Origin of the sequence: Companilactobacillus zhongbaensis, from assembly GCF_003946515.1 — a bacterium.
Lineage (GTDB): Bacteria > Bacillota > Bacilli > Lactobacillales > Lactobacillaceae > Companilactobacillus > Companilactobacillus zhongbaensis.
Genome location: NZ_RHOM01000014.1, coordinates 1 through 23,533, shown reverse-complemented (window position 1 = coordinate 23,533; position 23,533 = coordinate 1). Strand labels below are relative to the sequence as shown.

The following is a 23,533-nucleotide window of genomic DNA, read 5'->3' as shown; positions in this document are numbered from 1 at the left end:
ACCAATCGTGGCAGCTTACTATTAGTTCAGCTTCCAAAAACTTAGTGGACGAGTTCAGATCAATTGAATATGCATTCACAACGACCATGCACTTTCTGAAAAATCAATTTGATCTTACTATTTCCTTTGACATACATATTACAACTTTAATTGTTGTCCGACAACTAATAAGTTAGAATCTAAATTATTAATTTGTTTTAAGTGGTCAACAGTCGTGTTATATTGACGAGCAAGACTATCCAAAGTATCGCCAGCTTTGACCGTAATCGATTCTGGTACAGAAGCACTTTGCGTGTTGGCAGTATCGTCATTATTCGATGTAGCAGCCTGTGTAGCAGCTACATTTTGATCAGGTACGCTACTTTGAACATCATTTGTTTGATCAGCACTAGTGTTATTAGTTGGTGCAACGTTCGTGTCATTACTTGAAATGTTGACAGCAACTTGGTCAGTAGCTTGCGATGGATCATAAACTGTCACACCATTAGTCTCATCTTGAACAATGATCGGTGCTTGTTGATCACCATAAACATTATTATTAGATGTTGCTTCAACGTTGTCATCAACAACGTTAGAAGTATTAACTAACACTGGATCAGAGTTAGCTTCGGTGTCACTATCGGTTGTTCCAGCTGGTGTGATCACTTGGTTAACGATCAAAGTCTTGCCAGGATAAACATAACTGGAAGTCTTCAAATTATTTAATCTCATCAATGTTTCTAAAGTAATGTTGAACTTATCAGCAACTGATTGAAGCGTGTCTCCTTGAGCAAAAACATAAGTTTCGTTTTGTTCGTCGGAGTCAGCTTCATCAAATCTAGTTAAGTTATACTTTTCGATGATATTATTTAATTTATCAGCATAAGTAGTATCTGTAGCATACTTACCAGTCAAGAAGGCAGTTGCGTCTTTGTATGAACTAGTGTTGCTCTTCCAAGTTCTCGCATACATTTGTGGGTTACCGGAAACGCCACCTCTGATCAAAGAAACATAATCTTCCAAAGATTCTTTGTAAGAAGGATATTTCTTAAAGTCAGATTGGATCGAGTACAAATTACCTGATCCATCGTCTTCTTGAGTGGGCATGTTAACGGCAGTTCCTTTGTAAGCACCTTTAATACCGAATAAATTGTAATTAGGTGCACTAGCTAGTCCTGAAGTTCCCCATCCACTTTCGATCATTGCTTGTGCAATCATAACTGAAGCATATAAATCATTATTGCCAGCTAGCTTTTGAGCTGAGTTGCCAATATATTGAATAAAACTTTGGTCACCAACGCCACGTGGGGTCAACATCCCTACTCCCGTATTAGTTGTGGTAGTAGTATCAGTAGTTTGGTCGTTGGTGTCGTTTGCATAAGTGTCCGCAAATACTCTGTGCTCTGTTAGAGCAGTTGTAGCTTGCGCAGTAACTCCACTAAAGAATAAACCTGCTCCTAAAATAGTCATGTTCTTCTTTAAATTGGCGTTAGCCTGTTTTCTTGAGTTTTGGCGGTACAACTTATTTTCTTCAATTTTGCGTTCTCGACGCGAAATAGTCATCTACACAACACCCCCTTTAATACATTAGTACTATTATATTTCTTAAACAAAATTTAAACAATACAGAAGGTAAAAATAAATGATCTCCAAAAAGTTTTTATGGACCTCCGAAATTATTTTAATAATTTTATTTATATTATGGACCTATTTAGTCGCCACCAATGCGGCTTTAATCCATGATTTCGACAATTTTTTCATCGACTTGTTTTATCAAAATCACACTCAAAACTTATTAGCTAAGGTTAAATTCTTGACCAACATCGGTGGGACTTTTTGGACGATCGTCATTTCAGTCGCTCTAGTCATTATCTTGATAGTGAAAAAATACTACTACGCAGCGATTTTTCTAGCTAGTAACAAATTGATCGTCGTAACTTTGAATACCATAATAAAAGACTTAATCAGACGTCCTCGACCTGATCACCATCACTTTGTCTTCGAAAGTAGTCTCAGTTATCCTAGCGGTCACAGCTCATCTGCATTAAGCCTTTATATTCCATTATTAATAATTTGTTGGTTTGTTTTCAAAAAAATTAGTAGCCGCGTCATCGTTTCGACGTTAGCAACTTTGATGATCATCATCATCGGTGCTAGTCGGATCTATTTAGGTGTCCACTACCCGAGTGACGTTTTTGGTGGCTACTTATTAGCCTTAGTCGTGTTAATTTTAACCATTTTGTTCATGCGCAGTAAGAATATTTTTATTCTTGATCTCAAAGGCATTAAGCAACAAGGCGATGACCAATAAAATTGCTCCAGCAACGTAAATGTTGTGCAAGCCGCTGAATAAGATCTGACGCATTTTTGGCATCAATTCAGCTGGTAATTGATTAGCTGTTTGTGGATCGATCAACTTATTCATCATATCCACGGTAATATTTTTATTATTGGCTGCACCGTTAGCTAAAGCCGTATTCAAAATAATACCGTCAACAGAGACCATCAATGATTGGCCAATGGTTCTTAGCAAAGTATTGAAACTCGTGGCTACACCGACATTTTCGGCCGGAACGACCGTTTGCGCTGTTACCGTTGTTGTGGTGATGGTCAAGCCAAATCCCATTCCGGCAATGGCTGCTAAAGCTAAGAAGTAAATAAATGGTGTTCCTACGTGGGCAAATAGTAGTAAGGCGTTAGCAATGGCTAAGAAGACCAAACTAATGTAGATCACACGGTTAGGAGCATATTTTTTCAACAAAGTTCCAGCCCAAAATGAACCAAAGATCCAAACTACTGAACTAGGCGTAACCGCAAATCCACCCATTGATGGGCTCAAGCCTAAAATACCTTGCATCCAGGTTGGGATGTAAGCTTCAAAACTGATCAAAAAACCGGCAATCAGTAAGGCAATTACGTTTTGGATCACGAAAGTTTTGTTCTTAAACAAACTAAGTGGCAAGATTGGATCACTGACTTTTCGTTCAAAACGAATGAAAATGAAAACCGAAATGACTGATAATGCCACTAAGCCGATCGGTAACCAAGCCGAACTAGTTCCAATAAATTGTAAAGCTAGCATGATCGGCAATAATACGAAGATCAATAACGTTGTCCCGATATAATCAATTTTGACCTTGGACTTTTCTCGTTTTTCCTCTTTGAAAAAGATCCAGATCAAGATCATAGTGATAATACCGATCGGTAAATTGATCAAAAATACCCAATGCCAGCTTAATTTTTCTACAATGAAACCACCTAACAGCGGTGCGATAACTGCGGCGATCCCCCATGAAGATCCGTTTAATCCTAATACTTTTGCTCTTTTTTCTAGTGGGAAAATATCGGCAATGATAGTAAATGTTAAAGGCTGGATAGCACCAGAACCTAATCCCTGGACTACTCGCGAAAGGATCAAGGTAAACATTGAATTGGATAAACTACATAAGACTGATCCTATGACGAATAAAATTAATCCAAAAATAAAGACTGGCTTTCGACCGATCATATCGGCCAATTTCCCATAAATTGGTGTGGAGACAGCTGTCATCAATAAGTAAATTGAGAAGACCCAGTTCATCAAGCTGACTCCGTGCAGACTACCGATGATCGTTGGCATCGCTGTCGAGACGATCGTACCCTCGATGGCAGTCATAAAAGTCGCAATAAAGACCGCGATAGTGACGATCATTACGTGTGACTGTGTTTGATTTTGTTTCTCGTTCATATTTCCCCCATAAAAAAAGACGTTCTTTAAAGTATATTAATACACTCTAAAGAACGCCTCTGTACTCGTTAATTAATCCTTGACCTTTGATAAAGTGTCTTTAATTGCGTCGACCTTATCTAATTGTTCCCAAGGTAAATCAATATCTGTACGTCCAAAGTGGCCATAAGCCGCTGTTTGTTTATAAATTGGTCTTTGAAGATCTAACATTTGAATGATACCTAATGGTCTCAAATCAAAGTTCTTGTTGATGCAATCAACAATTTGTTCTTCTGTATAATCGCTCGTACCAAAAGTATCAACGTGGATCGATACTGGACGAGCAACACCGATAGCATAAGCAATTTGAATTTCAATTTTCTTAGCAATACCAGCTGCTACTAAGTTCTTAGCAATGTATCTAGCAGCGTAACTAGCTGAACGGTCAACCTTAGTTGCGTCCTTACCAGAAAAGGCACCACCACCGTGGCGAGCAAAACCGCCGTATGTGTCGACGATAACTTTTCTACCAGTTAAGCCTGAATCTCCTTCTGGTCCACCAATTACGAAGCGACCAGTTGGGTTGATCAAATATTTAGTCTTATCATCAATCATGTTGGATGGAACTACTTCATCGATAACATATTTTTTGATATCTTGTTTGATTTGGTCAAGTGTTGCTTCTTCTTTGTGTTGAGTACTCAAAACGATCGTGTCGATACGAACTGGTTTATCATTTTCATCGTATTCTACAGTTACTTGTGTCTTTGCATCTGGCATCAAGTAATCGATTGTTCCGTTCTTACGTACTTCAGCAGTCTTGCGCATCAATTTGTGAGCAAGTGAGATCGGTAGTGGCATGAATTCTTTAGTTTCATCAGTTGCGAAACCGAAAACAAAGCCTTGATCTCCAGCACCGATTTGGTCCAATGGATCAACGTCAGCAGCCTTTTCTCTCTTCTCTAAGGCATCATCGACACCTTGCGCAATATCAGGTGATTGTTCGTCCAATGCAACTAGCACGGCACAACTTCCACCATCAAAACCTGGATTTTGGCCATCATAACCGATTTCCTTGATCGTATTACGGACGACGCTTTGGATATCGACATAGGCTGAAGTTGAAATTTCACCTACAACGAGCACCAATCCAGTAGTAACGGTTGTCTCACAGGCAACACGTGCATCCTTATCTTGCTTAAGAAGTGCATCCAAAATTGCATCACTGATTTGATCAGCTATTTTATCTGGATGTCCTTCTGAAACAGATTCGGAAGTAAATAAGTAATTCTTTGACATTATAATTTTCCACCTTTCGGTTACAGGGCCTCTCCTTTGTGAAACACAAAAGGATCCCATCAGGAACCTTTTAATAGACTACCACAAAAAATCGATATTTTCATAACATTTTTAAATTGACGATTTCAATTCGGTAACTTACTATTAGTTCATATGTAAAGGAGTAACTCATGGACCGTACTAGAACCAAAAACTTGATCAAAGCTTTGATCGAGCTACTCAGCTTCCACGTTTTCGCCATTTCTTTCATTTGGACGCACAATTTGCCGAGCTCACCGATCAATTATTATTTGTTATCAATGGTAGCAATGGTGGCAATTTATAAAGAATTTATGCTTCCAATGAAACCTAATCAATTTTTTAGCATTTTGTATTCGGCCGTCTTTTTGATCCTCTGTATTTTCGGATTCAAGTCGATGAATATTTTCGTGATGATCTTAATATTTGCACAAGTTTGCTTCTTGTTCATCCCTAAGTCGATTCCGCCGAAATATTACATCATTTCTGTTTTGATCAAAGACTTTGTCGTCCCTAGCTTCATCTCGATCGCCATATTATTTTATTATGCACACTTTATTTCCATCAAATTCGTTGTTCCCCTGCTCTTGATCAACATCACAGCAGTCATGATCACTTACTTCGATGGCGAAGTTACTTCTTACGTGCAAATAATTGCCGTAGCGATTGCTACTGTAGTTTTATTCTTACTAAATTACCTCAACATTTACTCTTCGATAGCAATTATCGCCTACATGTTGATCACCGTATTATTAAAAATATTCAATAAATTTGCGACTACGAATGTCATTTACCGATTCGTTGGTAATTTACTAGTCGTCGTTTAAAAAGTCGAAAGCCGGTTGGTTATCGGCTTTTTTTATCGCAAATATTCTTCAATGAATTATCGATTACTTATTTTAATTCAATATGAAATTTAACAGATAAAATAATAGGCATTATTTAGATTACATTTATGGTTATTGTTATTAGCACCGTGAACACCGAAAAAATATAAATCATTCAAAATGACTACGTCACAGCTGAATTATGTGTTTTTCAAACGTTATTTCTGGTCTCCCTTTTCACTTTGAATTAGAGCAACTATTTGGTATTTTTTAATCATCAACTGATAAGAGAGGAAGAAATAGCATGAAACGATTATGGAGCAATTCTTTACTTGTTTTAACCGTACTCTTGAGTTTTACACCTGCCCTATCACTTAATACCGCAAAGTCAGTTACTAACCCTGATGTTGATATTTGGGGATTAGTGGAAATCGCTGACACAGTAACTGTCAAAGACAAAGATGCACAGCTTTATGATGTCTTTGCAAAACCCGTTTCTCGGTCACTTGGCAAAGGAACTGGTTGGTTTGCTGATCGATACTTTGAGATCGACAACAATATTTACTATCGCGTTTCCAGAGACGAATATGTAAATGCTAAAGACGTTAATTTAACTTACAGTCAATTTAACAAAGGGACTATTGGCCCAGAAGGATGGGACGAAATTGTTGATGAAAATGGCAACCCTCTCCACAGAAGAATGCTTGCACCTAATTCAGTCTGGTACTTTGACAAAATCAAATTCATCGATGCACATCATATTATTATCAGGATTTCTAAGGACGAATGGATCAACTTAATCGCCGTTCACTATACTAAATAGTTTTCAATCACTCAACAACTTGTCTGAATGTCAAAATCACATTCAGACTTTTAAATTTCTAGACACAAAAAAATCGAACCTCACATTGAGATTCGATTCTTTGTTATATCTATTTAGTGGAGGATACAGGGATCGAACCTGTGACCTCCTGCTTGTAAGGCAGATGCTCTCCCAGCTGAGCTAATCCTCCAAATAGTGACCCCTACGGGATTTGAACCCATGTTACCGCCGTGAAAGGGCGGTGTCTTAACCACTTGACCAAGGGGTCATTTTTGCTTTCTTTCGTAAGCACAAAGAGTATTATATATTAAGAACATAAAGTAAGGCAAGCAATTTTTGCAATTTATTTTAAATTTTTTTTGAGGTGCTTAATTTGAGGGATATTGTTACAGAAACTAATCATTTTTTCCAATCTAAATCTACCATCGACACGGCTAAAGAAATGCTGGGACATGTCTTGACTTACCAGTCAGATCAAGGAACTCTTTCCGGAGTTATTGTTGAAACAGAGGCTTATTTAGGACCAGATGATATGGCTGCTCACAGTTATGGTGGTCGGCACTCTGATGCTAACGATCCACTCTATCAACAAGGTGGGACAATTTATATTTATTCGATCCACAGCTGGCTCGATATGGATATTAGTGTCCAAGAAAAAGGACTTCCTAACGGTATTTTGATCCGTGGTGTTCAACCAATTACTGGACAAGAGATCATGGAAGAAAATCGCAAGAAAACTGGATTCGATACTACTAACGGTCCTGCTAAGTGGATCAGAGCTTTTGGCATCACCGACAAAGAACTGTCCGGGACGATGCTCAATTCAGATAATTTTACCTTTGAACTAAAAAAGTCCAAAACACCTAAGAATATTTTGGAAACACCACGGGTTGGCGTCCCTAATAAAGGTGAATGGACTGATAAGAAAATGCGTTTTATTGTTGAAGGTAATCCATACGTTTCAAAAATGTATAAACGTGATATGGATCTCGATACTTTCGGCTGGCAATGATCACAGTCGATCACTTTTAGCACGTAATGCGTACAAAATAGTTACGGTATCGACTACTTCTTGAAGCAGTGCTCCAATGATCGTTGGGATCAAGCCGAATGCTGCGATAAGCATCAAGGCGATACAAATAAAAATACCGATCAAGACAGCTTGTTTAGCCACTTTCAAAGTATCATCGGATATTTTGGCAACGTCCCCTACTTTGCTGAGGTCATCTTTTAAAACAACGGCATCAGCCGACTCACTAGCAGCGTTTGCGCCCTTGTATCCCATCGCAATACCAACATCGGCTAACGCTAATGCTGGGGCGTCATTTACACCGTCTCCGACCATGATGGTTGGATGGTACTCTTTTGGCATATTTTGAATGATCTTCACTTTATCGGCAGGCAAACTTGAAGGATAAGCTTTAGTGATCCCCACTTTAGAGGCAACTTTTTCGGTTGCCTCTTTTTTGTCACCAGTGATCATTAAAATATTCTTGAAGCCGAGTGTCTTCAATCGTTCAATCGTACTCTTAGCTTCGGGTCTGATCTCATCTACCAAGGAATAAACCGCCGCAAATTTTTCATCGATCGACACGTAAACTGTCGACCCATCTAATTTGATAACGTCATCTTTAGTAACAAATTCTGGATTTCCGACTTTGACGTAATGACCATCGATCACTCCGACGATCCCTTGAGCCGTGAATTCTTTAACCTCTTTAACTTGTGGCAACTTGATATTTCTATTTTGGGCGTACTCCACAATAGTTTGTGCCATAACGTGCGAAGAGTTTTGTTCCACGGCTGCAGCATAGGCAAAAACAGTTTTTTCATCGAAGTCTTTGGCAACTTTAACGTCTGAAACAACTAATTTCCCACGAGTTATAGTTCCTGTTTTATCAAAAGCCATCGTTTTAGCTGAAGAAATTTTTTCCATAGCCGTTCCTGATTTTACGATAATGCCATTTCTACTACTCCGACTCATTCCTGAAACAAAGGCAATCGGTGCCGCCAAAATCAATGGACAAGGTGAAGCAACCACTAATACTTGGGCGATCCGAATGGGATCCTTGGAAACATACCAAGCTACCCCTGCAATGATGTAGGCAATCAAAGTAAAAGGAACTGCATAACGGTCAGCTAAACGAACGAAATGTGCCGGATGAGTTTCCGATTCCTTGACCAATTTCACGATGGCTTGATACTCACTTTCAGCAGCCACTTTAGTTGCTTTGATCTTAAAAGGAGTTTCACTATTGATCGAACCAGACATTACGTTTGAACCAGCCGAAATATCAACTGGCATTGATTCACCCGTTAAGGAAGATTCATCAACATTCGATGCACCTTCAAAAACTTGTCCATCAACTGGGACTTGTTCTTTCGGTCTGATGAGTAATTCATCGCCAACTCTAACGTCATCAATATCAATTTCTTTAACATCGCCATCAACAATTAAGTGAGCGGTCGACGGTGAGTTATCCAAAAGAGACTTTAGTTCACTCTTAGCTTTGTTAGCAGCATATTCTTCAAGCGTATCGCCACCAGTCAGCATTAATAAGACAATCCACCCGGCCCAAAATTCACCAAGTAAAATAGTTGCCACAATAGCCGTAATGGCTAACAAATCAACACCAAAATCGCCCGACTTCAATACTTTGATCATATCGACAAACATGACCGCAGCTAAAGCCATCCCTAAAACACTAATAAACATATGAGCAATAAAGGCTTGCTTGAACCCAAACTCTAAAATAAAGGCAACAATACCAATCGATAAAGTTCCGTATAATTTCACCTTATCAGAATTCATACTCATCATCCCCTCTTCATCTTTAGATTAGCATATATTTTTTGATAATAAACAGATAATGTGAATATTTTGGCAATTCTTATATAGCAATGTTTTTTAAGCATAATAGTAAAAAAAATATCCTAAGTAAAGCACAAACACTTTACCTAGGATACTTTTATTTCCAACTTTTGATTTCTGAAGGATCTTTGATCGGTGTCAATCGTTTGATTGGCATAACTGCTTGATAATCACCATTGCCATTTAGTTCGTAAGTAATAATGTGTGATGGATAATCATAAAGCATCTCAGGCTTTAATTTCATCTTAGGGTCCATCTCATTCAACTTAACGCTAGCTTTCTTAAATAACGTCTCAGCCACTTTAAAAGCAATATCTTCGTCACTAAAGTTAAAACCAACCGTACCAACACCATTGACCCGATAAACTTTTTGCAAAGACTGGTCAGCCATACCACTCTTAGTCTTCAAATAATCATCATGCCCTGCATTAGGCAACCCTTCAACAATAGCCACCATCAACTGCTGACCCACTAATTTAGTAGCATCGTCATAAGGAGACTGCAAAACCTGAGAAACATTAACCTTAAAATTGTCCAAAGTAAATTGGTCCTTAAAAGTAATCATATAATCATCAAACCAATGATCCATCCCCAAAGAAGACATCTCAACAGTAGTAGAATCAGAAATCATATTCTTAAACCGACGATCATCAATCAAATCATACTGCTTCTTAAAACGCTCAAAATTCTCAGCCGAATCCATAACCCCAAAAGTAAACTCCAAATCCATAGCCATATAAGGATCCATAACAAGATCAGAACTAATATCATCAACTTCATCAATCTTAAAATAATCAGAATTACTCATAAAACATCCCTCGATTTAATTAATAAGAACAGTATAACAAAACACAGAGAGCGTAGCGAGGCAGTCAGCTGCTGAGGATTAACGGAATAGTCTAAAAAGGTGCGGCAAGTTTAGCTAACAGTAAAAAAAAGAAAAAAACGCGAGATGCGAAGCAGCGAGCCCCCAAACGCCAAGGAAATCAAACTACCAACCGATGAAGCGAGAAGGAAAAATTTAAAAGATAAACACAACAAGCAAAGATCTCAAGACTCCAACAAGACTAAACACTACAACTAAAATCGCAGCAGTCCAAGCATATAAAACTAAGTACCGTATCCCACAAAAAAGAAGTTTTGTTCACCAACCTAGGTTCAGCGGGGGATGGAGGAAATTCGCTGTCAGGTGTGAAATTGTTGTTAGCGATTCATCGCTTACAACAAGGCTCGTATTGGAGATCGCCGAAGTGGTCTCCTTCGGTGAGCTTCAATCGACGCCCACACCGTTCCACAGCGAAATTTCCGGAATCCCCCGCTGAACCGGCAGTGAACCACACACCAAAATCAAACAACAAAAAAAGACCTAGCACTAAGCTAGATCTAAAATAAACAAAATCAAAATCTAAGGAACACGAACCAAATCATCAGCAACCAATCTCTCAGCAATCTGAACAGTATTCCAAGCAGCACCCTTAAGCAAATTATCAGAAACAACCCAAAGGTTAAATGCCCCATCATTTTCCAAATCAGGACGAATACGGCCAACAAAAGTCTCACGCTTGCCAGTAGCATTCAATGGTTGTGGATAAACTTGGTGTTCTGGATCATCTTCCAAAACAGCACCAGGGAAATTACTAATTGCTTCACGGATCTTTTCAACTGAAGCCTTGTCATGGTCGACAGTATCGATCCAAATTGATTCACCGTGACTAATTGGAACAGGAACACGAACACAAGTAGCTGTGACCTTGATGTCAGGGGCATCCATGTCGCCTAACATGATCTTCTTAGTTTCGTGGATCATCTTCCACTCTTCGTGTGAATACAAGTTATCTTCCAAAACATCAATTTGTGGTAGTAAATTGAATGCTAATGGATAATGCTTTTTATCACCTTTTGTAGGTAGGATTTCAGCCTTCATTTCTTTTCCATCGAGAAAGTCTTGGGCTTCTTGTTTCAATTCGTTCAAGGCTGATTGACCAGCACCAGAAGCGGCTTGATAAGTTGAAACGATGATTTGCTTCAAACCGAATTCACGACGAATTGGTTCCAAGGCTACCATCATTTGGATTGTTGAACAGTTAGGATTTGCAATGATCCCGTGATGATCATACAAAGCTTTTTCGTTAACTTCTGGAACTACTAAAGGAACATCTGGTTCCATTCTAAAAGCACTAGTGTTATCAACACAAACGGCTCCACGCTTGACAGCTTCTGGCAACAATTTCTTTGAAACGCCACCACCAGCTGATGCCAAAACGATGTCCACGCCATCAAATGATTCTGGCTTTGCTTCTTCAACTGTTACGTCTTGTCCTTTAAATTGTAACGTCTTACCTGCTGAACGACTTGATGCCAAAAGTCTGACCTTTGACACGGGAATCGTTGATTGTTCCAATTGTTGAATCAAACGAGTACCAACAGCACCTGTGGCACCCAAAATTGCGACCTCAAAACCTTCACTCATAATTTTCATTCCTTCGTATTTATTATCTTATTTCGTCTTTAATAGATTATTTTAATTTTTCAGTGAACTCTCTTAAGCGTTTCATGGCTTCTTTGATGTCTTCCATCGATGATGCATAAGACATTCTGAAGTGACCTTCTCCGCCTTCACCAAAGGCAACACCTGGTGTAACACCAACTTTGCCTTCTTCAGCTAATTTTTCAGCAAATTCAACTGAACTCAAGCCAAATTCTGCAGGGATCTCAGAGAATGTGTAGAAAGCACCCTCAGGCATTAATGTCTTATAGCCAATATCATTTAATTGGTCGACAATGTAGTCACGACGTTCCTTGTAAATGTCACGCATTTCTTTAGGATCATCGATACCGTTAGTCAAAGCTTCTTCAGCGGCATATTGGGCTGGATTTGATGGACAAGTTACGGTGTAGGCGTGCATCTTTCCGGCGTTTTCTACGAACTCAGCTGGTGCAGCAACGTAACCGATCCGGTATCCTGTCATAGCGTGTGATTTTGACAAACCATTAACTAAAATTGTTTTTTCAGGTAGTAATTGTGTCATTGAAGTATGTTTTGCACCATAAGTTAATTCAGCATAAATTTCATCTGTCAGAATATACATTGATTTGTCTTTGATAACATCAACAATTTCTTCAAGTTGTTCTTTACTGTACTCGAATCCTGTTGGGTTTCCAGGGAAGTTTAAGATCATTGCTTTGACCTTGTCGGCCCCTTCGCGGTCGATAACTTCTTGAAGTTTCTTGCCAGTTAAGCGGAAACCATCAGGTGTGGTATCAACTTGAACGGGGATCCCACCAAGTACTTTGATGATTGGAAGATAAAGCGCAAAAGTTGGTGTAGGAACAATGACTTTATCTCCAGGATTAATAATAGCTGCCAAAGATACAAAAATGGCTTCCGTCCCACCAATAGTTACGATAACTTCTGTTTCAGGATCATAATGAACGTCGTAACGTTTGTCTAAATATCCAGAAATAGCTTTACGCAGGCTAAGTGTTCCTCTTTGTTCTGAATAATGTGAGTCGTTTTCTTCGATACTCTTGATTGCGGCTTGTTTAACGTGTTCGGGAACGTTGAAATCTGGTTCACCTAAAGTCAATTTGATCAAGCCAGGAATTTTAGAAAACTTTTGAGCAAAATATCTAATTTGAGAAATTCCCATTGGAGCAAGAGTTTCATTTACTACATTTTTAACAGTCGGGTCTAACTTTGGCATTAATTTTATCTCCTAATTGATATTTAAAAAATTTTTTAGTTAACTTTTTCAGCGAGTGTTTCAGTAAATTTAGCGAGACGTTTGATACCTTCTTTAATGTTATCCATTGAAGTGGCATATGAAATTCTGAAATATCCTTCTCCGGCATCACCGAAGGCATCACCAGGAACTACTCCGACTAAAGCTTCTTTAGCTAAACGACGGCAGAAGGTATCTGATGAAAGGTTGAATTTAGCTGGGATCTTAGGGAAGACGTAGAAAGCGCCATCTGGCTCCACTGTTTCATAGCCTAAGTCGTTCAATTCTTTAACGATGTAGTCACGACGTTCTTTGTAAACTTTACGCATTTCGATTGGATCATCTAATCCGTTAGCAAGAGCTTCTTGAGCGGCAAATTGAGCGGGGTTTGAAGGACAAGTTACGGTAAATGAGTGTACCTTAGCTGCTTCATCAACAAAGCCTTTAGGGGCAGCAATATAACCGATCCGGTATCCTGTCATGGCGTGTGACTTCGACAAACCATTGATCAAGATTGTTTGTCCTGGTAAGACGCTGGCAAATGATGTGTGTGTTTCACCATAAACTAATTGGCTATAAATTTCGTCGGAAATTACCAATAATGGTGTATCACGGATCACGTCAGCTAAAGCGGTAACTTCTTCTTTAGTGTAAACAACACCGGTTGGGTTACATGGGTAGTTGATGATCAAAGCTTTAGCACCTTTTCCTTCATTGGCTAAAACTTTTTGCAATTTTTCAGGTGTTAACTTGAAATCGTCATCTGAAGTATCGATTTCGACTGGTTGGCCACCGAGGATCTTAACATCATCCATGTAAATTGAAAAAGCTGGTGTTGGGATCAAGATCTTGTCTCCAGGATTAATGATCGTATAAAGTGAGGTATAAATTGCTTCGGTAGCACCGATTGTTACGATTACTTCCGTTTCAGGATCATATTTGACATTGTAGTCTTTTTGCAAATAGTCACTGATAGCCTTACGCAATCCAGGAATACCCTTTTGTGGAGTATAGTGTGACTGATTGTCCTTGATACTATTGATAGCAGCATCTTTAACGTGATCTGGAACATTAAAATCTGGCTCACCTAAGGTCAATTTAACGATACCGGGAATCCCGGCGATATCGGAATTGAACATTAAGATCTTGTCATCCCCAATTGGTTTTACTAAATTATTCTCAATATTTGCAACACTCTTTGATAACTCTGGCATTACTTTCACCCCTATATTTATTTTGCTAGTTCAGATTTGAAGTCTTCAGTAAACTTCTTGATCCGACTAACAGCTTCTTTCAACTCATCAAGTGGAACGGCATACGAAATTCTAAAGTACTTGTCTCCACCCTTACCAAAGATGCTACCAGGAATAACTCCAACACGGGCATCTTTAGCTAGCTTTCTTGCAAAGCTTTCTGAATCTAAATCAAACTCTTCCGGAATCTTTGGGAACACATAAAAGGCTCCTTGTGGATTCAAAGTTTTATAACCAATTTCATTTAATTCTTTAACTAAATAATCACGACGTTCTTTGTAAACTTTTCGGGTCTCGATCGGATCATCGAGCCCATTTTCTAAGGCTTCTTGAGCCCCAAATTGAGCTGGATTTGATGCAGCTGTGGTAGTAAAGGCATGCAATTTATCCGCTTCAGCCACAAATTCTTTTGGTGCCGCGATGTAGCCGATCCGATAGCCGGTCATTGAATGAGATTTTGAAACACCATTGATCAAAATAGTTTGTTCTGGCAAAACGTTAGCGAATGAAACGTGTTTAACGTCATAAACTAACTCGCTATAAATCTCATCACAAATGACAAAAATGCTTTTATCTTTAACTACTTTAGCTAATTCTTCGATTTCTGACTCATTGTAAGCCACGCCAGTAGGATTGCTAGGGAAATTCAAAATGATAGCTTTAACTGAATCCCCTTCTTGATCAATAACTTCTCGTAACTTTTTGCTACTTAATTTAAAGCCATTGTCAGACACATCCACTTCAACTGGAATACCACCTAAGGCTTTTACAGTCGAAGCATAAAAAGAAAATGCTGGTGTCGGAATGATCACCTTGTCTCCGGTGTTAATGATCGAAGCTACCGAAACATAAATTGCTTCAGTCGCACCAACGGTAACGATGATTTCCGATTCAGGATCATATTTCAAATCGTATCGAGAATCTAAGTAATTACTGATGGCTTTCAACAACCCATCGAAACCTTTTTGTGGTGAATAATGCGAATAGTTTTCCTCAATACTCTTGATGGCAGCTTGTTTGACGTGCTCGGGAGTATTGAAATCTGGTTCACCAACGACTAATTTGATCGTTCCTGGATATTTAGAAAACTCCTGATTAAAAAGTCTGATCTTATTATTTCCAATGGTCTTTAAATATTTATTCTCAACATTTTGTAAACTCTTTGCTAATTCTGGCATTTGGCTTCACCCGCTTATTAAATAATTTTTTCTAAGCCAATGATCAGTTCGTCACGCTTCATGACTTCTGTTATGGCCAGACGAACTCCCTTCATGAAGGAAGCACGGTCGGTCGTGCTTTGTTTAATTGTGAGTGTTTCGCCAGGTCCTCCAAAAATTACTTCTTCATCGGCCACAAATCCTGGTAAGCGAACGGCATGAATCTTAATGCCGTGATAATCGCCACCTCGAGCGCCGATTTTGTCGGATTCTTGAGGATTATTTTCTTGATCTTTGCCCTGAACATCGTAGATCAACTTAGCGGTGTTCATAGCCGTACCGGAAGGTGCGTCAAGTTTATCCTCGTGGTGATATTCCATGATCTCAGAATGATCAAAATACTTAGCAGCTGTCTGAGCAAATTTCATCATCAAAACAGCGGAAACTCCAAAGTTGGAGGCAATAATGCCACCAACTTTTTTGCTATCGGCTAATGATTTTAATTCAGCAATTTGTTCTTCACTCATACCACTCGTTCCGATCACTGGGCGAATACCGTGTTCGATTGCAAACTTAGTATTTTCGAAGACTGCTGATGGGATACTGAAATCGATCCAAATATCAGCTGAGATATCGATTTGTGAAAGATCATTGAAGACTTTCACGGAATCATCCAATCCAAAATCTTTGGGGTCGGTACTTTGAACAACTGGGTTAAACGCTCCAACTAATTGTAGGTCATTCTCCCCGTTGATCATGGCCAAAACTTTTTGACCCATAGATCCTGTAAATCCTGAAACAATAGCTTTTATCACGACTTTGCCTCCTCTAAATCTAAAACATCATATAGCTTTTGCTTTTCTTCGGCATTCAATGGCAAGATAGGCAAACGGCAAGTACCAACGTTGTATCCTTGATCGTTCAACACAGCCTTGACTGGTGATGGTGACGGGAACATGAATAAGGCAGCCATCTTAGGTGTCAAAAATCTTTGTAGTTGACCGGCTGCTTGATAATCACCAGCATCTAACTTAGCGTACATTTCTGACATCTTAGCACCGTATACGTGAGCAGCAACTGAGATAACACCGTTAGCACCAATCGTCTTAGCAAATAATGCTTGAGCATCTTCACCACTGTAAACGAGAAAATCGTCATCCGTATTATCAACAATGTATTGGAGATCTTCCATAGTATTACATTGCTTGATGCCACCAATATTAGGATAGTGTGACAATTCAACTACCGTTTCCTTTTGCATCAAGACACCGGTTCTTCCAGGAATGTTATAAATAACCACTGGAATTGGTGATGCATCGGCAACAGCTTCGAAGTGAGCCTTCATCCCTCTTTGGTTTGGCTTGTTGTAATAAGGTACGACGACTAAAGCCATATCTATACCATCAATATTAGATAATTTTTCAACAAAATCAATCGTTCCTTGAGTATTATTGCTACCGGCACCTGCAATAATTGGTGCACGTCCGTCGACAATTTGAGCAAAACGACTGTATAAAGTCAGCTTTTCTTCTTCCGAAAGAGTTGGCGTTTCGCCAGTTGTTCCACCAATAACAAATCCCTTAGTACCAGTTTCCAATAAGTGATTAGTTAAATTTTCGAGTGCATCATAATTAATTTCTGTTCCTTCGTCATTAAACGGAGTAATAATTGCTGTCATTAAATCTACATTTTCAAACATAATATTCTCCTTTACATACTCATACGATAATTTAGAAATCCTTTAATTGCGTTAACACCATCAATGATGGCTTCTTCATGTGGCAAAAAGTCGACTGAGTGGAGTGCTCCAGGACTAGCTACTCCTAACCAGAACATTGTTCCAGGGAACTTGGATAGTAAGTAACCAAAATCCTCACCAGTCATAGCTGGTTCTGTTTCTTGGAATTTCACTCCATCGGCTTTTTCCATATAGTCAATAAAGTTCTTAGTAAGTTGTGGATCGTTTTCTACTGGGTAATAACCGCCTTGATTAAATTCAACATCGATATGACAGTTGAATGAAGTCTCTACGCCTTTGGCAACGTCGAGAATTCTTTGGCGAATGAACTCGATCATGTCTTGGGTCAATCCTCTAACAGTACCTTCGATTCGAGCCTTGCCTGCAATGACATTTCTGATCGTTCCTGCTTCTAATTTTCCAAAAGTGATAACACCACATTTGACAGGATCGATACTTCTAGAAATGATTGTTTGGACTTGGTCGATGAAGTTAGCTGCGATCACAACTGCATCGTTAGCTTTATGAGGATAAGCGGCATGACCACTCATTCCGTGGATCGTAACATTGACTTCCGTCGTCCCGGCAAAGAGTGTGCCATTGCGACAACCGATAATGCCTGTTCCTAAATCGGCATTATCGTGTAATCCATAAAACTCATCCGGCTTGTATTTTCCAGAAAACAATCCTAAGTCGTAAGCCTTTTTGCCACCACTCTCAGCTTCTTCGGCTGGTTGGAAGAAAAAGACTAAGTTATCATTTGGCTGATGTTCAGCAAAGTAACTGATCAAACCTAAAGCAACTGTCATGTGGAGATCATGTCCACAGGCGTGCATTACTCCCGGATTTTCGGAACGATAATACAAATCGTTAGTCTCGGTAACTGGTAAGGCATCCATATCTGCTCGATAACCGATGGTCCGTTTAGGATGAGAACCTTCGATATGAACAAACAAAGCTGTTGGTAATTCAGAAAATTCTTTAACTTCTAGATGTTCTTGTGGTAGTTGCTCAATTTTGTTTTTTAAGTATTCGTGGGTCTTAAACTCGTTTAATGCTAATTCAGGGATCTTGTGGAGATCACGGCGGATCGTGATCAATTCTTCATTCGATAAACTCATAATTATAATTTCCTCAATGTGTCTTCAATGTGGGTCTTGTCTGTGGTTTTTTGATCTTTGACTTTAATCACCTTAGCTGGTACACCAGCAACTACTTCGTTCGCAGCGACATCTTTAGTAACGATGGCTCCGGCACCAACGACGGCATTGTCACCAACTTGTACTCCTTCAAGGACAACTGCGTTAGCTCCAACGGTAACGTTATTTCCGATTCTAACTGGATCAGCGGAAGCTGGTTCAATAACTCCGGCTAAAACAGCATTGGCACCAATATGAGAATTCTCACCGACGATCGCACGGCCACCTAAAACGGCTCCCATGTCGATCATCGTTCCGTTTCCGATCTCAGCACCGATATTGATAACTGCTCCCATCATAACTACTGCGTTATCACCGATCTCGACTTGATCTCTAATGATGGCACCTGGTTCAATCCGGGCATTGATATGTTTGATATCTAATAAAGGAACGGCGGAATTTTGAGCAGCTGTTTCAATGTAGTAATCTTCGACTGCGGAATTTTTTAATAGTGGTTCGATTTCTTTGTAATCTCCGAACAAGATACCAAATGAATTAGTTGAAAAATCTTGCACATCTTCGGGAATACTTAATTTGGAAATATCTCCTTTAATAAAAACTTTTACTGGGGTAATTTTTTCAGCATTACCTATATAATTAATAATTTCTTGTGCTTCCATTTTGCTCATGTCGTTTCCTCCAAATTAAATATAACTTTCGTCTAATCTAACTAAATCTTCATAACTTTCACGTTTAACGACTAACTTGTCCTTACCTTTTTCGACGAAGACAACGGCTGGTCTAGGGTTACGATTGTAATTTGATGCCATTGAATAACCATAAGCTCCGGTATCTAGCATTGCGATGACATCCCCTGGTTCGACCTTTGGTAGTGCTTGTTTATCGATCAAGATATCACCGGACTCACAATACTTACCGGCGATATGATCTTCTTCTTCGATAGCAGCATTCATTTTGTTGGCAACGACTGCCTCATATTTAGCTTGGTAAAGTGCTGGTCGGATATTATCTCCCATTCCTCCGTCAACGTTGACGTATGAAAGTAATCCGGGAATATCTTTTCGAGAACCAACAGTGTATAAATTAAAGCCGGCAGGTCCAACAATCGAACGACCGGGCTCGATCCAAACTTCAGGAAGCTGTAATCCTTTTTCCTTAGTTTGTTCCTTTATAGTAGAAATAATTTTATCGATGAAGACATTGGCACCGATCGGTTCATCCTCGTCAGTATAACTAATTCCGAAGCCTCCGCCCAAGTTTAAGATCTCGGGAACAAAATCAAATTTATCGTGCCAGTTTTGTGAGATCTCAACCATCTTTTTAGCTAGCATTTCAAATCCTTCAACTCCAAAAATCTGTGAGCCGATGTGGGCGTGTATCCCGATCAAATTCATTTGTTTGATCGATAAGACTTGCTGTAAAGCTTCATCAGCTTGCCCTGACTCAACATCAAAACCAAACTTACTATCGACTTGACCGGTTTGATCATATTTATGAGTATGAGCTGAAATTCCAGGAGTCAAACGTAACATTACGTTGATCGATTGTTGTTTTTCTTCCAAAACTTCTTTTAATAATTTAATTTCTAAAAAGTTATCGATAATGACAACGCCGATATGATTATCAACGGCCATTTCTAATTCTGCTTTCGACTTATTGTTTCCGTGAAAACTAATTTTATCAGCGGGAAAGCCAGCCTTTAAAGCGGTAAACAATTCCCCACCGGAAACAACATCGGTGTGCAGATTTTCTTGTTTTAATACTTGATACATGGCAACTGTGGCAAAAGCCTTACTTGCGTAACTGATTTCATATTTTAAGCCACTTGCTTCAAAACTTTGTTTGAACTGTTGGATAGTTTTGCGAATCTCCTCCACATCATAAACTACTAATGGTGTTCCATATTTGTGAGCCAATTCAACTGCATCGACTCCTCCAAGGATCAAGTGTCCTTGACTACTTGAATTCAATTCACTACTGATCATATATCCAATCTACCTTCCATTTTGAAATAAAGGGATAAAAAAAGATCCCTTTGTCTGCTTAAACAAAGAGATCCAAGAATCATAAAATTTATTCTGCATCATAATTGTCGTAAGCGCACCGTAGCCGACATTTTTGCTACGACAGTCCGAGTCCTCTTATTAACTCGTCCCAGCACACTAGATTCCGTACAACCTAGCGCTTCGGCAACATCCCCTTTAAACAAGTTCTCAGTTCATACAGGAACTCCCTTGCGTACTTATGTCAGTTGCAACCTCTATTCATTTGTTGATTTAAAGATTATAACAAGTCTAATAATTCGTCAAGTATATTTTACCAAATTCACCTTCTTTTCTAACTTTTATAATGATTTGCTTGATTTCATCCGTAAAACTGCTAAAGTTTTATTAAAAACATATTAATTTTTCAAATTAATTTTGAGGTGATTTACGTGAAAGTAGTAAAGTTTGGTGGCAGTTCGCTCGCCACTGGTGAACAGTTTAATAAGGTCGTTAACATTATCAAAGACGACTCAGATAGAAAAGTCGTCGTAACTTCGGCGCCCGGAAAAAGATTCGACGGCGACGTTAAAGTCACCGATCTATTGATCAAATATGCTAATGCTGTTTTAAATGACGAAGACTATCAAGATATCGTCGACAGCATCATTGTCCGCTATCAAGAAATCAGTGATTATTTCGAATTAAAAAATAATACTATCGAAACGATCAAGCAAAAATTAACCGCACTAGTGAAAAATGATTATCCTGATGACGATCACCTCATGGCAGCTTTCAAAGCTCATGGAGAATATTTAAATGCCATTTTGTTGGCTGCGGTTTTGAACAGTCAAGATATCCCAACTAAATTTCTTGATCCCAAGGATGCCGGCTTTTTAGTGAAAGGTGAACCCAATAATGCTGATGTGATGGAAGATACTTACTTAAACCTCAGCAAACTCGACTTAGGCAATGAGCGAATCGTCTTCCCCGGATTTTTTGGTTACAGTGAAGATGGTTCCATCTATACTTTCTCCAGAGGTGGCTCAGACATCACAGGAGCAATTTTAAGTCGTGGCTTTAAAGCAGACCTTTACGAGAACTTTACTGACGTGGATGCCATTTATGTTGCTAATAATCACGTCGTCGATAATCCCGCTGCTATTCAGAAAATGTCCTACCGTGAAATGCGGGAGCTTTCCTACGCTGGATTTTCAGTCTTTCAGGATGAAGCCATTATCCCAGCAGTTCAAGGACAAGTGCCTGTCAATGTTAAAAACACAAACAATCCTAGTGCACCGGGAACGTTGATCGTACCTGAACAATTTTTATTCAATCCAGCCAATCCGATCACCGGTATCGCTAGTTCCAAACGTTTCTCAGCGCTTTATTTACACAGATATTTGCTAAATAAAGAAGTTGGTTTCACATTACAACTACTGAAGATTTTTTATAAATACGATATTTCTTATGAACACATGCCTTCCGGTATCGATAATTTGACAATTATTTTTGATAGAAGTAAATTATCACAAACAACAATTAAGAATTTATGCAACGATATTAAAGAAACACTAGATCCTGATTACATGGAGTGGATCGACGACTACGCAATCATCATGGTCGTTGGTGAAGGAATCGCTCATACTGTTGATACAATGGGTAAGATCATTGATTCCTTGACACAACACAATATTGCCATCCACATGATCAACCAAGGAGCATCCAGAATTTCCATCATGATCGGGACTAGAATGAAAGATGCCGACAAAGCTGTCAGACATATTTACAATACCTTTTTTAATAACGAAGATGACGAGGGTTAAACATGGTTGAACTTTTAAAAGTACATGGATCTGAGAATAAGTTTTTCATTCTCGATCAAACAAAGTTAGAAAATCAATTGAATGATCAAGAACTAAGTGCCTTAGGTCAAACGATCTGCGATCCAAAGAACGATATTTTAGATGGAGCTGATGGAGTTTTAGTAGTTAATAACGCTAAAGACCCTAATGCCATCGGACAAATGCGTGTCATCAATGCCGATGGAAGCGAAGCTAAAATGTGTGGAAATGGTTTAAGAACCGTCAGCAGATACTTATCAGAAAAATTTGATAAAGAAAATTTCGAAGTAGAAACTTTAGAAGCAAGTTTGGACGTTAAAAAATCAACTGACCTAGCAAATAATGTTCCGGCTTTTTCAGTCGAGATTTCACCTATTTCCTTTAAGGCAGCTGATTTACCTTTTTCATATAAAAACATGGACGAAATGATCGACGAAAAAGTGCCTGAATTCTTACCTAAGCAAACATTTACCTCCATTGCGGTTCCTAATCCACATTTGATCAGTTTCGTAGACAAGATCAGTGAAGAAGATTTGGGTCAGTTGGGTAAATACTTAAACTCACCTAACGAATACTTCCCAGAGGGCGTAAATGTCAGCTTTGCTGAGATCAGAGGAAAGAATCAACTCTTCGTTCAAACTTATGAAAGAGGCGTCGGCTTTACTAATGCGTGTGGAACCGGCATGTCAGCTACAACATTAGCCTTTGCTTTACTTCATCTAGATCAATTCGATCAAGCAAAAGACATCGAAGTTTATAATCCAGGGGGCATGGTCAAGACCCATGTTACCTTAGGAAAAACTAAAGAAGAAAGCCAGATCCATTTGATCGGTAATGCTACTTTTACAGATAAAATTGAAGTAACTGAAAATGATCTTCATAATTTAGATTTTTCAAATATCCAAATCAAACCTACTAAGGAAGAAGATTCTTATCAAGATTTTATATATTCATTAAATAAGTAAAAAATCCCCTGTTCAGGGGATTTTTTTGTTCCTGTATATCCCAAAAAAGAGCACAAAAAAAGAGACCACTTTCGTGATCTCTTCTTCCCTGCTTTACGGAGAATAAGGGATTTGAACCCTTGATACAGGTTAATACCCGTATACATGATTTCCAATCATGCTCCTTCAGCCACTCGGACAATTCTCCA

20 protein-coding genes, 3 tRNA genes, 2 riboswitches and 1 other annotated feature (1 of these 26 cut by a window edge) are annotated in these 23,533 nt (G+C 38.9%); of the genes, 6 read left to right on the top strand and 17 right to left on the bottom strand.

Annotated elements, in window-relative coordinates:
* Positions 1-140, bottom strand: a binding site (T-box leader) (it extends 73 nt beyond the left edge of the window).
* Positions 139-1,542, bottom strand: coding sequence for a glucosaminidase domain-containing protein (locus EKM69_RS07290; protein ID WP_125709657.1), 1,404 nt, complete (start codon positions 1,540-1,542; stop codon positions 139-141). It overlaps the preceding feature by 2 nt.
* Positions 1,543-1,621: 79 nt before the next feature.
* Here EKM69_RS07290 and EKM69_RS07285 point away from each other — a divergent pair, with 79 nt between their 5' ends.
* Positions 1,622-2,290, top strand: coding sequence for a phosphatase PAP2 family protein (locus tag EKM69_RS07285; RefSeq protein ID WP_125709655.1), 669 nt, complete (start codon positions 1,622-1,624; stop codon positions 2,288-2,290).
* On the opposite strand, the gene EKM69_RS07280 is transcribed toward EKM69_RS07285, so the two are convergent.
* Positions 2,210-3,706 carry an MDR family MFS transporter gene (locus tag EKM69_RS07280; protein ID WP_125709653.1) on the bottom strand — a complete coding sequence of 499 codons (1,497 nt, stop codon included), beginning with the start codon at positions 3,704-3,706 and terminating at the stop codon, positions 2,210-2,212. The two genes, EKM69_RS07285 and EKM69_RS07280, sit on opposite strands and share 81 nt — an antisense overlap.
* A gap of 72 nt (positions 3,707-3,778) precedes the next feature.
* Positions 3,779-4,984 carry a methionine adenosyltransferase gene (gene metK / locus EKM69_RS07275; protein WP_125709651.1) on the bottom strand — a complete coding sequence of 402 codons (1,206 nt, stop codon included), beginning with the start codon at positions 4,982-4,984 and terminating at the stop codon, positions 3,779-3,781.
* Positions 4,982-5,063: riboswitch (SMK box riboswitch) on the bottom strand. It overlaps the preceding gene by 3 nt.
* A 91-nt stretch (positions 5,064-5,154) precedes the next feature.
* Here metK and EKM69_RS07270 point away from each other — a divergent pair.
* Both EKM69_RS07270 and EKM69_RS07265 read left to right on the top strand, forming a co-directional pair.
* Entirely contained in the window at positions 5,155-5,829 is a 675-nt protein-coding gene (locus EKM69_RS07270; RefSeq protein WP_125709650.1) for a hypothetical protein, read from the top strand.
* Positions 5,830-6,133: 304 nt separating this feature from the next.
* Positions 6,134-6,652 carry a hypothetical protein gene (locus EKM69_RS07265; protein ID WP_125709648.1) on the top strand — a complete coding sequence of 173 codons (519 nt, stop codon included), beginning with the start codon at positions 6,134-6,136 and terminating at the stop codon, positions 6,650-6,652.
* A gap of 117 nt (positions 6,653-6,769) precedes the next feature.
* Here the strand turns inward: EKM69_RS07265 and EKM69_RS07260 are convergent.
* Positions 6,770-6,842 (bottom strand) — tRNA-Val (locus tag EKM69_RS07260).
* Positions 6,843-6,848: 6 nt separating this feature from the next.
* Positions 6,849-6,920 (bottom strand) — tRNA-Glu (locus EKM69_RS07255).
* A gap of 105 nt (positions 6,921-7,025) precedes the next feature.
* On the opposite strand from EKM69_RS07255, the gene EKM69_RS07250 reads away from it, so the two are divergent.
* Positions 7,026-7,664: a DNA-3-methyladenine glycosylase gene (locus EKM69_RS07250; RefSeq protein ID WP_125709645.1), complete on the top strand. Its 639-nt coding sequence runs from the start codon at positions 7,026-7,028 to the stop codon at positions 7,662-7,664.
* Here the strand turns inward: EKM69_RS07250 and EKM69_RS07245 are convergent, their stop codons facing one another.
* From EKM69_RS07245 to lysA, 11 genes are all read right to left on the bottom strand, one after another.
* The gene (locus tag EKM69_RS07245; protein WP_191988688.1) at positions 7,665-9,464 is read right to left on the bottom strand and encodes a heavy metal translocating P-type ATPase; all 1,800 of its coding nucleotides are present in this window, start codon (positions 9,462-9,464) and stop codon (positions 7,665-7,667) included.
* A gap of 157 nt (positions 9,465-9,621) precedes the next feature.
* A complete protein-coding gene (locus EKM69_RS07240) occupies positions 9,622-10,332 on the bottom strand; it encodes a hypothetical protein (RefSeq protein WP_125709643.1) in 711 nt (236 codons plus the stop codon).
* Between the two features lie 597 nt (positions 10,333-10,929).
* Positions 10,930-11,994 (bottom strand): aspartate-semialdehyde dehydrogenase, encoded by a 1,065-nt coding sequence (locus EKM69_RS07235; protein ID WP_125709641.1) that lies wholly within the window; start codon positions 11,992-11,994, stop codon positions 10,930-10,932.
* Between the two features lie 46 nt (positions 11,995-12,040).
* The gene (locus tag EKM69_RS07230; protein ID WP_125709639.1) at positions 12,041-13,228 is read right to left on the bottom strand and encodes an aminotransferase class I/II-fold pyridoxal phosphate-dependent enzyme; all 1,188 of its coding nucleotides are present in this window, start codon (positions 13,226-13,228) and stop codon (positions 12,041-12,043) included.
* A gap of 35 nt (positions 13,229-13,263) precedes the next feature.
* On the bottom strand, positions 13,264-14,460 hold the full coding sequence (locus EKM69_RS07225; protein WP_125709636.1) for an aminotransferase class I/II-fold pyridoxal phosphate-dependent enzyme: 1,197 nt from the start codon (positions 14,458-14,460) through the stop codon (positions 13,264-13,266).
* 17 nt (positions 14,461-14,477) lie between these two features.
* On the bottom strand, positions 14,478-15,677 hold the full coding sequence (locus tag EKM69_RS07220; RefSeq protein WP_125709634.1) for an aminotransferase class I/II-fold pyridoxal phosphate-dependent enzyme: 1,200 nt from the start codon (positions 15,675-15,677) through the stop codon (positions 14,478-14,480).
* A 17-nt stretch (positions 15,678-15,694) separates the two neighbouring features.
* Complete coding sequence (gene dapB, locus EKM69_RS07215) at positions 15,695-16,471, bottom strand: 4-hydroxy-tetrahydrodipicolinate reductase (RefSeq protein WP_125709632.1); 777 nt, start codon at positions 16,469-16,471, stop codon at positions 15,695-15,697.
* Positions 16,468-17,355 carry a 4-hydroxy-tetrahydrodipicolinate synthase gene (dapA, locus tag EKM69_RS07210; RefSeq protein WP_125709630.1) on the bottom strand — a complete coding sequence of 296 codons (888 nt, stop codon included), beginning with the start codon at positions 17,353-17,355 and terminating at the stop codon, positions 16,468-16,470. Before dapA ends, dapB begins: the two co-directional genes overlap by 4 nt.
* 11 nt (positions 17,356-17,366) lie before the next feature.
* Positions 17,367-18,515 (bottom strand): N-acetyldiaminopimelate deacetylase, encoded by a 1,149-nt coding sequence (locus tag EKM69_RS07205; protein ID WP_125709628.1) that lies wholly within the window; start codon positions 18,513-18,515, stop codon positions 17,367-17,369.
* Positions 18,516-18,517: 2 nt separating this feature from the next.
* The gene (gene dapD, locus EKM69_RS07200; protein ID WP_125709626.1) at positions 18,518-19,222 is read right to left on the bottom strand and encodes a 2,3,4,5-tetrahydropyridine-2,6-dicarboxylate N-acetyltransferase; all 705 of its coding nucleotides are present in this window, start codon (positions 19,220-19,222) and stop codon (positions 18,518-18,520) included.
* A 15-nt stretch (positions 19,223-19,237) separates the two neighbouring features.
* Positions 19,238-20,539: a diaminopimelate decarboxylase gene (gene lysA, locus EKM69_RS07195; RefSeq protein ID WP_125709625.1), complete on the bottom strand. Its 1,302-nt coding sequence runs from the start codon at positions 20,537-20,539 to the stop codon at positions 19,238-19,240.
* Between the two features lie 104 nt (positions 20,540-20,643).
* Positions 20,644-20,825, bottom strand: a riboswitch (Lysine riboswitch).
* A gap of 163 nt (positions 20,826-20,988) precedes the next feature.
* Here lysA and EKM69_RS07190 point away from each other — a divergent pair.
* Positions 20,989-22,362, top strand: coding sequence for an aspartate kinase (locus EKM69_RS07190; protein WP_125709623.1), 1,374 nt, complete (start codon positions 20,989-20,991; stop codon positions 22,360-22,362).
* Positions 22,363-22,364: 2 nt separating this feature from the next.
* Positions 22,365-23,345, top strand: coding sequence for a diaminopimelate epimerase (gene dapF / locus EKM69_RS07185; RefSeq protein WP_125709621.1), 981 nt, complete (start codon positions 22,365-22,367; stop codon positions 23,343-23,345).
* Positions 23,346-23,441: 96 nt separating this feature from the next.
* Here dapF and EKM69_RS07180 read toward each other — a convergent pair.
* Positions 23,442-23,532, bottom strand: a tRNA-Ser gene (locus tag EKM69_RS07180).
* Position 23,533 lies beyond the last annotated feature (1 nt).